Source organism: Actinacidiphila oryziradicis (assembly GCF_005047355.1).
Lineage (GTDB): Bacteria > Actinomycetota > Actinomycetes > Streptomycetales > Streptomycetaceae > Actinacidiphila > Actinacidiphila oryziradicis.
Map to the genome: position 1 here is coordinate 33656 of NZ_SUMC01000005.1, position 10488 is coordinate 44143.

The following is a 10488-nucleotide window of genomic DNA, read 5'->3' on the forward strand; positions in this document are numbered from 1 at the left end:
GGCTCACCGACGCCGTTCACCACCGGCATTCGGCTTCCCCCGCCAGTCCCGGAAGGGCCTGGGGGCGACGACGTTCCCAGAAAGGCTGACCAGGCCCAGATGGTCCGGTGAGGCGTACGCCACCACGTACCGTCCAAAGCCACGGGAGCGTTTGTGGCGTTTGCCGATGAACAGCGCCATCCGCATCCGCACGTACTCCCTGATCACCCCGAAGCGGTGTGCTGAGTTGCCGTACTTGAAGTACGCGGCCCAGCCGGTCAGGAACCGGTTGAGGTCCTGAACCACCACCTCGGTCGGCAGCAGCAGCCTGGAGCGGTCCGTCAGTTCCCGGATCCGCTCCCGTGCGTGCCGCACCGCCTTGTCCGCGGGCCAGCGGGCGAGGAAGGGGAACGGCCGTCTCCCTTTGAGAGCGGGCGCGTTCACCATCCGATGATGAAAGCCGAGGAAGTCCACTCCCTCGCCTCCCACCTTCAGCTGCACGATCCTGGTTTTGGCTTCCTTCGGCTCCAGGCCGAGCTCGGCCAGCAGTTCCCGAAGCCGCGCCAGCGCGGCTTCGGCCTGCTTCCGGGATCTGCACATCACCACGGCATCGTCGGCGTAACGCACCAGAACCCCGTGCTCCCGCTCGTCCCATGCCCGGTCAATCCGGTGCAGGTAGACATTGCAGAGCAAAGCAGATGCAACCCCGCCTTGTGGGGTTCCGGTGACCGGCCGACGGACCTGCCCCTCCTCCATGACCCCCGCGCGCAGCATCGCACGCAGCAGCTTCAGGAACGACTGGTCACAGACGCGTTCCTCGACCGCCTGTATCAACTTCTCGATCGGAATCGCCTCGAAGCAGTTGGCGATGTCCGTCTCCACCACCCAGTTGCGCCCCTGCCAGGACTCATCAATGAGTACCTGGAGCGCATCATGGGCACCGCGCCGGGGACGGAACCCGAACGAGCACGGAAGGAAATCCGCCTCGAACACCGGCTCCGCCACCAGTTTCCACGCGGCCTGGACGATCCGGTCGCGCACCGAAGGGATCGACAGCGGCCTTTGCTCCGGCGTGCCGGGCTTGGGTATGAACACCCGACGCGCCGGAAGCGGACGATAGCTGCCCGTCTTCAGCTCCACGGCCAGTTCATCGAGGAGCCGGGCCACCCCGTACTCCTCGACCTCCTCCAAGGTGATCCGGTCGATACCCGGAGCGCCGTTGTTCCGACGCACCGCGACCCACCCACGCCATAGGACGTCCCTGCGCGAGACTTTGTCCATCAGCGCGTGAAACCGCCGTCCGGGATCAGCCTTGGCCGCCCGGTAGAGCGCATGCTGCAAGGCACGGACCGGATCCGAGGGAGAACGTCCCCCGTCGGCGGGACTAGCCACCTGGGCACTCACCGGGCCCCTCCTCCACATCTCTACGCATCGACGAAGTAGCGGCCCTTCCCTCACCGGCGGTTATGTTGTCCGCTCGGCTCAAGCAGTACTACGGCCGCCTCTGACGCCCACCCGACCAGCACCCACTTCCCGAGGTCATCGGTTATAGGGCACCCAGCTTCCAGCGGCATCTGCGCGCAGGCCGCCGGGCCGGGGAGGGCCTCTCCAGTTCCCGCCGTCACTATCCGAACGTTCCGCGCCCCTTACGCCGAAGAGTTCCTCACGGCTGCGATTCCAGGGTCTTCGCCGCTTCCATGGCCTTCACCCTGACACTCCGGGCTCGGCTCTCCCTTGTCCCACCTCACGATGGGGATTTTCACGACGCGGCAGGCTTCGCTTCATGCTACGGACCGCTCGGTTGCTCCCCCTTGAAGGGCTTTTGACGCTGGGCTCCGACACCGGGCGTTTCCCCCCGATACCGCCAGCCTGCTACCGGGCCTCCTGGCAGCTACCCGGACCGGACTCACACCGGCAAGCGACGACGAGCTTACGACTGGCGATCAACCGCCTACATGATCGACCTCCGGTCTTCTGGACGCACAGTGGAACAAGGTCGAACACCGCCTGTTCTCGTTCATCTCGATAAACTGGCGCGCCCGCCCGCTGACCAGCTTCGAGGTCGCCCTCAGCCTGATCGCGGCCACCACCACGAGCGGCGGCCTGCGCGTGACCGCGCGACTAGACGAGGACGTCTACCCCACCGGCATCGAGATCGACGCCCAGCACGCCGCCGCGCTCACCATCAACCCCAACGAGTTCCACGGCGAGTGGAACTACACCATCCCGCCCCAGGCCGGCGTCCCCGCTGTGCCGCTCCAGCCACCCGGACGCCGGGCACACCCCCGCCTTGCCCACACTTTCGACTCCGCCCTGGCCACCCACCCCGTGCTGACCGGCATGCCACGCGACGCCCTCGACCAACTCGTCGCCCAGGTACGCGAACTGGTCGACGCGCTGCCACCGAAGCAGCGCCCCCGCCACCGCAAACTCACCGTCGAGAACATCGCCTGGGCCGCCGTCCTCGACCAGCGTGGGCTGCCCTGCTCGCTGATCGCCCACCTCTTCCGCATCGGCGAGAACCAGATGCGCACCCTGCTACAACAGGCCCGCCCCCTGCTTCAGCAGCAGGGACACCACGCCGAGCCACTACCCGTCCACCTCGTCGACCCCTGCCAACTCGCCAGATACGTCATGCACGCGACGTCAACGACCAGTTGACACGACACACACCACTAATTAATTGACGGACCCTGGCCATGGAGCGCAACGAGCTTGCTCGCCTACTTGCTGACGGCTCTGAAGCGGCGACACGGGCTCGTGCAGCGCTGCAGCAGACTTTCGGGGCGAGTGGGATTGCGCGTGGATCGAGCGGCTCTGCAGGAACCACACCCCCTCCCCGCTGCCATCCCGTCTGCCGTCGTCCCACACCCTCGGTGGAGCGGGCCTGCCCCCTGGGTGTCCAGGTGGAGCGCCGTACTGGACATACGACCTAGACACCCTAAGAATTTGCTGAACGAGCCTGCGGCCCCGCAAGAGCCTGGATACGCTGAGTGAGGTGGAGGGCATCATCCTGTGCTGTTGGGACTGGCGCTGGGAAGGGAGTCCAAGTGACCGTTTTTGACGTTGCTCAGCTTGCACAGGAGATCACTCCGTATGTGACGGCAGCCGTGGGGGCATACGGGACAGCTGTCTTGACGCAACTGGAAGACTCAGCGGCAGACGCCAGCGTTTCTTTCGGACGCCGCGCCATTCAGCGCATCGTCGGCCGGCGTCAGGCGCAAGATCCTCCCACGGTTCTTGAAACAGCGATAGCCACGACCGTCGCGGAGATTGTCGCCAACCCAGCCGATGCAGATCTCATCACGCTTTTGCGCACAGAGATCCGGCGCGCCTTTGCTTCAGATTCTGAACTAACGGCGGAAGTAGCCGCTTGGAGTCGGCCCCCACTCGCCTCTTCAACCGCAATCACGGCTTCCGGTGCACGGTCGTTGGCCGCGCATACGATCACAGGAAATATTCATACTGGTGATGTAATCACTAACATGGAGACACGGAGGCAGCCAGGCACCCCGTTGCACGTGACAGCCGGACCGCACAATAACTACATCATGACGATGATCATACCAATCGAGGGCCGTGATCCAGAAATTGGACCACGGCCGCTAGGTGCAAGAATCACCGTTGAGGCTTTCACCTCGCAAGCCGTCATACTCCACGGGATTCGCCCGATAGTTATCTCGCGCCATCCTGCCCGGCCTTGCTATTTGCGCTATCGCATGGGCCTTCCGATGCCACCACGTGCTTTTACGACTGACCTGGACGAGCCAAGGCCGACCTTGAAGCCCAAGGAAAGTCGCGAAGGCCCACCATCGGATTTTCCATTCACAGTAACAGATAGCGGACCGGAACTATTCCTCATTTTCGCCGGGTCTCAAAGCGAGGTCGACTGGACTCTTGAGCTGGACTGGTCCAGCGCGGGCCGCAGCGGAACAATTGCCATTGACGACGGCGGAAAACCGTTCCACTTTCACCCGGGTGCCCCGACTATCGATCGACCTCAGCCCGATAGGTCGTACAACTGGCCCGTTCCGCAACCACGGCCGTGAGGCTACTGCGTAGCTGGACGTAGCCCGGCCGCTGCGTGCAGACCCACCGCGGTACCTGCTGCCATCCCGTCTGCCGTCGTCCCACGCCGCCTCCGTTGCCGACTGGCTGTCCGCCCAGCCCGACTCCTGGCGCGAACAGGTCCGCTATGTCGCCATCGATCTGTGCTCCACCTTCCGCGCCGCTGTTCACCGCGCCCTACCCCACGCGGCCGTGGTCGTGGACTGCTTTCACATCGCTCAGCTCGCGCAGCGTCACCTCGCTGACCTGCGCCGCCGCCTCACCTGGCGGCAGCACGGACGCCTGTGGGGCTCAAAAACACGAATCGTCGTCCCGCTTTGGAGTCCTTCGCCGTCAGGAACCGGGAGCCCAGGTCCTTGAGCAGCGGCTGTGTCGCGTCTGGGATCATGTTTCGTGATCATGTCCACGGTGTACGCCGTCACCCGCCGCCTGCTCACCAAGGGGCGACGGCGGCCGGCTGCGAGCCCGCCCGGGAACCAGGGCAGGTGGGCGTTTGCGTCGGCCGATGCGACCCAGGCCGCTTCGCGGACATCCTAGCCGCTTGCTCTGGCGGCCGGTTCTCCGCGGATGAGGGTCGCGCGGAAGACGGCGAAGTCCTCGTGGACGACACCGTCGAGCCGTTCGCTGAGGTGGACGAGACGCCCCGTCTCCACGACAACGCCGGCTACTTCCTCGGTCCCGCGTACGGCGGCTTCGGCCAGGCTCTCACCTCCTCGCGCCGGCCGCCGGGCAGCCCCCACTGCCCGGTACGCCGGTCCTTGACGACGAGCACCCGTTCGCCGGTGGGGTCGGTGACCAGGGTGTACGCCACGTCGACGCGCTCCAGGGCTGCCATCAGCTCGGCGCTCCGTCCGGGGTGTTCCACCCTGGGCGGGGGGCTGTCGGAGCGGTCAGGATCTGGGCGAGGTGGTCGGCGATCGTGAAGGGCACCTTCGGGTCGGTGAGGAAGGCGGCGGGCTCGATGCTGCGGGTGACCATCAGCGGGATCACTTCCCAGTCCAGGTCCTCGGGGGCCTGGCAGGCGCGGGCGGCGGCCGTGGCGTGGGCGGTGATGGTGGCCGTCTTGGCGAGGAGCTTGTCGCGGTACTCCTTAGTGAAGCGTTCGACGTGCTGGAGCACTGCGTTCGGCGCGACAGCCCCTTCGGGGTTCTTGGCCTCGATCACCCACAGGCGCCGGGTGGCCGGGTCGGCAATCAGCAGGTCGATCTCTCCGATCAGGCCCGGGATACCGAGCTGGGCAGCGGTCCTCTCCAGGAGGCGGTACCGGTGGGGCAGTCCGGCATCGCGGGCAATCGTCTTGAGGTCGGCCTCCAGTCGTTTGTCGAGCTGCTGGCGGTGGCGGTGCAGGGCGTCCCGGACGGGCTTAGGAAGGTCGGGGTGCGGAAGGCGGCCCTCGTCGAGGTAGGCGGCGTAGAGCTCCTGGGCGGTGTGGACGAGCCAGGGCAGGACGAGCAGCCGGCCGTCGTGGTTGATCAGCGGGTGGGTGGCGGGCCGGGTGCGGCGCTCGACCTCGGTGTAGGCGTGCGAGCCGGTGCCGGCGGCGTTGCCAGGGTGCAGGCTCAGCCGGTCGACGGCGGCCGTCAGGTCGGCTTCGGGCAGCCCTGACCAGGCAGTCGCCTCGCGCACCAGGTCTTCGGGGGTGATCACGGCGATGCCTTCGGGTCCGGTCGGCCAGTCGGCGGCGGTGGCGAGCACGGCGCCCAGCGCGGCGAACCCGAAGTGCCAGTGCTGGTGGAGGAGCCGGTCGGCCTGGGCGAGCTGGCTGGTGGCGGGCAGGTCCGGCGCGGCGAACACGGTCTCGGTGCGCGCCCCCGGGCTGACGAACACGGCGGCGTCGTCGAGGAGTTCGGGCGGGCTGCGGCGGCTTGGGCAAGGAAGCGCTCGTGCCGGGCGTGCCGGTAGGCGCCGGCGTCGAAGCCGAGGTGGACCAGTTCGGCGTCCGGGTCTGCGGTGTCCGCCTCGCCGGTGTCGGTCAGGGTGAACACGCCGCTGGGGTGGATTTCCAGGTGAAGGTCGTGCAGTCGTCGGGCGGCGGCGACCGCGGTGGTCCCGCAGTGCAGCACGAGTTCGGCCAGGGCGACCAGTTCGGCGACAGCCAGGATATCGACGGGCCGCCGGCCGGCGGGCTGGGTGGTGATGGCTTGCTGGAGCAGGAGTTGCAGGGCGGAGGTGGCCGTGGCGGCGTCGCTCTGGCGGCGGCCGGCTTCCGGGGCCCAGTTCGCCGCCCACGGTGCCGCGAGGTTCACCCTCATCTCGTGATGACCGCGGGTACGGGTGCTCCAGGCCGCGTTCAGGTGCCGCGCCAACTCCTCGACAAGGCTGGGCTGGTGGGCGCGAATCTGCTGGGTGAGTTCGTCTTCCAGAGCGTGGAGCAGCTGCTCGGCGGGACCGCCGCGAGCGTAGGCGTCCGGCCCGTGCCAGGAGCCGGCCGGGACGCCGGCGCGGCGGATGGCGGCGGCCGCGGTGTGCAGCGCGCGGGCGTGAAGGTGGCGGGAGCGCGGCAGCGTGTAGTGGGGGGCGATGGCGGGCCAGTAGGTGGTGGCGCCGGTGATGCGCAGCACCGGGTACGCGGCGTCCCAGGCTTCGGCGAACGCCTCCGGGTCGGTCCCGGGTCCGGCGCCGCGGGCCTGACGGACCTGTTCGACCAGGTGGTGCAGGAGCCGGCCGAGGATTTGGTGGCCCTGGTGGCCGTCGCCGGTGAAGGAGGCCAGCAGTGGCGGATCGAGGTCGATGCCGATCCGGGCGTGGTCGGGGTCCGCCCCGGCGTGCAGCAGCAGCCTCTCCCCCGCCTCCTGCTCATCGACGTCCCGGCCTGGTTCGGCGGGAGGGGGCTGGTGGGGTTGGGTGGTCTCGGTCAGCTGGAGGACGACGGGGGCGCCGTTGGGCAGGGTGAAGTGGGCGGCGACCAGCGGATAGCCGGTGACGGTGGTGCGGATGCTGTCCGCCAGGCCGGTCATCGCGGCCAGGTCGAGGACCGCGCCCTGGTCGGGGCAGGGGCTGGCCACGACCGCCAGCGGCGGGACGGTGCTGATCCGCACCACCAGCGCTCCCCCGCCGTTGCCGGGATACAGGAGGTCGGCGTGTTCGCCGGGAACACCTGGATCGGGTTCGGCGGGGTGAGCGAAGCGCCAGTCGAGCGCCTGCGGCAGACCGGCGGCAGCCAGGACGTCATCGAGGCGTGCCCAGGTCGCGGCGCGCTGCCAGGTGGTGTCCAACCCGGCAGCCGGGGAAACGACGGCCGCACCCTCGCGGTGCGGGCCCGGCATGAGCAGCGTGCTCTCGCGCCACCACTCGGTCCACGCGTCGAGCGGCTCCCGGAAGAGGACCGCGTCGACGCCGGGGTGCTCGGTGAGCTCCAGGACGAACAAGGCGAGCAAGCTCGGGTCGCCTTCGGCGTCGGCGAGGATCTCGGCGAGCTCCTCGACGTGCAGGTAGGCGGTGTCGCGGATCAGCTCCGGCCCGAGCACCCGGGGCCCGCCGTAGACCACGAGCCGTCCCCGGCCCGGCGCGCCGCCGTCGGCGAGGGCGGACCGCCCTGCTTCGATCCGTCCGGACAAGGCTCCGTCGGCAAGCGCGCTGACGACGGCGATGTCGTAGCGGTAGCCGGGCGAGGAGATCACGCACACCGGCCCGGGCCTAGCCGGGGCCTCGTCCAGGCCCAGCAGCTGCGCGACGCGGTCAACGGTCAGCTTCTGCAGGCGCTGCTCGGCGCCCTGCCGATCCGGGACCGCGGCGAGGAGGCGTTCGAGGGCCGCAGCGAAGCTGCCCAGCGCGGCGGACACCGGTACCAGCCGGCGGCGGCCGTGCGCGACGACAGCGAGCACCGGACCGAACAGCGGCGCCGTCGGACGGTAGCGCAGCGGCAGGTCGCTCAGGTCCGCGGTCAGCCAGTCCAGCGCCCGGGCGGCGCGCTCCGGGTTCCCGCATGCGCCGGTGACCACGGCGGGATCGAGGTCGGCCAGCCCCTGGGCCGCCTCGCCTTCACCGGGGCTGATCCCGCACGCGATCTCCTCCGGCGCCCGGTCCTCGTACGCCTGTGGCCACGCCGGCGCGAGCGCCGTGACCGCGTGGTCGGTGTAGCGCAGCACGAGCTCCAGGACGTCGGTGAGGGTGAAGCCGTGCACGACACGCACCGGCTCGTCGATCGCCAGGGCCGTCAGCTGGGCGCTGCGCAGGAACATCAGCGGGTGGTCGAGCTGACCGGGGTGGACCAGCAGCCGCTCGCCCGCCACCTTGAACCCCACCAGCGCGCGCGGGTCGTTCGGCTGAATCTCGGTCACCGTGCCGCGGCCCGGGGCGGCACGCATGACGGCCTCGACCAGACCGGGCAGGTCACCGGCGCCCGCCTGGTCCCCCGGATGGGAGGGGGTGCGCAGGATTCGGGTCCACAGCAGCAGCAGGTGATCGTGAAAACGGGAGCAGCCCGGGGAACCGAGCGCGGCGTGGAGCAGTACCCGCAGCGACTGGGTCGAGTAGCGGGCCAGGGCCCGGTCGATGGGTTTCCACTGCACGCGCCGTTGCTGCGCGGAGGTGGGCTGCTGCACCGTTGCCATCGTCGGTCTGTCTCCCTTGCCGGTTTCCTCCCCAGAGCCTGGCAGGAACGCCGTCTCCCCCGCCGAGTTTTTCGCCCTGGGTCCAGGGGGCCGGCCTCCACAGGGTCCAACGGTCCTCGGTTCGACTGCCGAGCTTTGATCTGGCGGTTCAATCGGAAGGCCGTGGGCGTTCGTTACGGAGAGGTAGGGGGCTTCCCCAGGCACGGGCGGTCAGGTGGCCGGGGCGGCCTGCGCGGACGGTTCGGGGGTCTACCGCTTCCAGGGGGGCGTGAGTTCGGTATTCGGTCTCGGGTGCCTCGCCACGGTCGTGAGGGAGTAGCCAGAAGGTGCGGCGGTCGTAGCGGCCGGAGTCCCGGGTGGCGAGGGCGTCGCTGCGCAAGTTGGCGTAGCCGACGAGGCGGCCGCGGCCGCGGTAGGCGGGCCTGCCACAGCGCGGAGATCCGAATCGCGTCAGTCGACGCGCCCACGACAAGGCCGATTCCCGCATAGGTAACCTGCTCTGCCTGCGCACTGACCAAGTCCGAACCAGCTGTAGAGGCGGTAAGCCACTGCGGGTCATATCGGATCACTACCATACGTCCGCCCAACCGGAAGAACAGGTAGGGGTCCTACTCCCACGCTCCGGTAAGTGCGCGGGGAAACCGCTGGTTGGAGCCGCGACGCAGCTGTCGAGATCGGCGGAGCAGTGGATCTGTGTGCGGACCCCGCGCCCTCCACCCGCTCAACCGAAATCTCCGCCGCACAGAAGCGGACAGTGCGTGAGAATGCCGGGATGTGCACGAAAGCGACAACGGTACTGGTCCAGCGGGCTCTCACCGCGGCCCACCAGGCCACGGGCCCTGAGGAGTGCGACGAGATCTGGACACTGCTGGCGCAGGCGGCCACCGACGGGCCGGAGGCGCTCGTGCTCGGCCGGGACCTGCTCCACCGCGCCGAACCGGTGGAACGCCGCACGGGCTGCGATCTCCTGCGCCTGGCCGGCGAGTCGCACCCCGCCGTCCAGCGGGACGCCGCGACCGACCTGGTCGCTCTCGCCGCGGCAGAACGGAACCCCCGTGTGCAAGAAGGGTGCTGCACAGGTGGCGCGCCGTGTCGGCGTCGAGAACCTGCGCCCCATCGACGTGGTGGTCTGCGGCAGCGTCGCGGTCAACCGCTCCGGCGCACGCATCGGCAAGGGCGCGGGGTACTCCGACCTGGAGGTGGCGCTCCTCATCGAGGCTGGTCTCGTGACGGACGAGCTGGTGATCGTCGCGCCCGTCCACCAGCTTCAGGTCGTTGACGAAGAGATCCCTGAGACGGAGCACGACTACAGCGTCGACCTCATCGTCACGCCGGACGAGGTGATCGAGTGCCCGAACCGGCGCCAGCCCCGGGGGCTTGTCTGGAAGGACCTCACACCGGAGAAGATCGGGGCGATTCCGGTGCTGGCTGCGCGGGCAAGTGTTCGACAGGAGCCAGAGTAGCCGCTTCGATGATTGATGACTCCACTTGACCGCCCTCGTGACAGCCTGACTGATGCGCACCACAGCTACGGTCTGTCAGTGTCCATTCACGGGTGCGACCCGTCGCCCGGAATCATAGCTTATTTCCTGATTCTGGCGAGCGGCCGACATGGCTAGCGCGGTGGGCCGAATCGCCTGAAATCTAGACAAATCAAGTAAGTGTCGAGACCGTTATCGGACCCCCGTGAATGGACACGTCTGTCAGTGTGTCCCGCTAGGGTTATCCAGATGCTGCGGACTCGCAGGCGACGACCTACTTCACGCTGGCTAGATGGGATTAGGGTGGATAGGCAGCGTATGCCGACTGACGCGGGCGATGATCGACAGATCTCTCACAACCGACGGGGGATGGCTGCCTGATGGCCGGTCGCTTTGGCAACGCCAGG

The 10488-nt window shown here is 68.4% G+C and carries 7 protein-coding genes and 1 pseudogene; 4 read left to right on the plus strand and 4 right to left on the minus strand.

Annotated elements, in window-relative coordinates; all coding sequences use genetic code 11:
* Positions 1–3: 3 nt before the first annotated feature.
* A complete protein-coding gene (ltrA, locus tag FCI23_RS07170) occupies positions 4–1401 on the minus strand; it encodes a group II intron reverse transcriptase/maturase (protein WP_322973810.1) in 1398 nt (465 codons plus the stop codon).
* A 558-nt stretch (positions 1402–1959) separates the two neighbouring features.
* On the opposite strand from ltrA, the pseudogene FCI23_RS07175 reads away from it, so the two are divergent.
* The 3 genes and pseudogenes from FCI23_RS07175 to FCI23_RS63605 all read left to right on the plus strand — a co-directional run.
* A pseudogene (locus FCI23_RS07175) lies at positions 1960–2640 on the plus strand (ISAzo13-like element transposase-related protein); the annotation flags it as partial.
* Between the two features lie 389 nt (positions 2641–3029).
* Complete coding sequence (locus tag FCI23_RS07180; protein WP_136722615.1) at positions 3030–4028, plus strand: hypothetical protein; 999 nt, start codon at positions 3030–3032, stop codon at positions 4026–4028.
* Positions 4029–4098: 70 nt separating this feature from the next.
* Complete coding sequence (locus FCI23_RS63605; RefSeq protein ID WP_407645939.1) at positions 4099–4407, plus strand: transposase; 309 nt, start codon at positions 4099–4101, stop codon at positions 4405–4407.
* Positions 4408–4711: 304 nt separating this feature from the next.
* Here FCI23_RS63605 and FCI23_RS56215 read toward each other — a convergent pair whose 3' ends face one another.
* The 3 genes from FCI23_RS56215 to FCI23_RS63610 form a co-directional block, all read right to left on the minus strand.
* Positions 4712–4882 (minus strand): hypothetical protein, encoded by a 171-nt coding sequence (locus tag FCI23_RS56215; protein ID WP_169316710.1) that lies wholly within the window; start codon positions 4880–4882, stop codon positions 4712–4714.
* Positions 4883–5690: 808 nt separating this feature from the next.
* Positions 5691–8600, minus strand: a complete 2910-nt coding sequence (locus FCI23_RS07190) for a hypothetical protein (RefSeq protein ID WP_246143475.1) — start codon at positions 8598–8600, stop codon at positions 5691–5693.
* 148 nt (positions 8601–8748) lie between these two features.
* Positions 8749–9159: a DUF6009 family protein gene (locus FCI23_RS63610; RefSeq protein WP_407645936.1), complete on the minus strand. Its 411-nt coding sequence runs from the start codon at positions 9157–9159 to the stop codon at positions 8749–8751.
* 496 nt (positions 9160–9655) lie between these two features.
* Between FCI23_RS63610 and FCI23_RS58155 the strand changes: the two genes are divergently transcribed.
* Positions 9656–10063, plus strand: a complete 408-nt coding sequence (locus FCI23_RS58155) for a 5-formyltetrahydrofolate cyclo-ligase (protein WP_407645937.1) — start codon at positions 9656–9658, stop codon at positions 10061–10063.
* Positions 10064–10488: the final 425 nt, after the last annotated feature.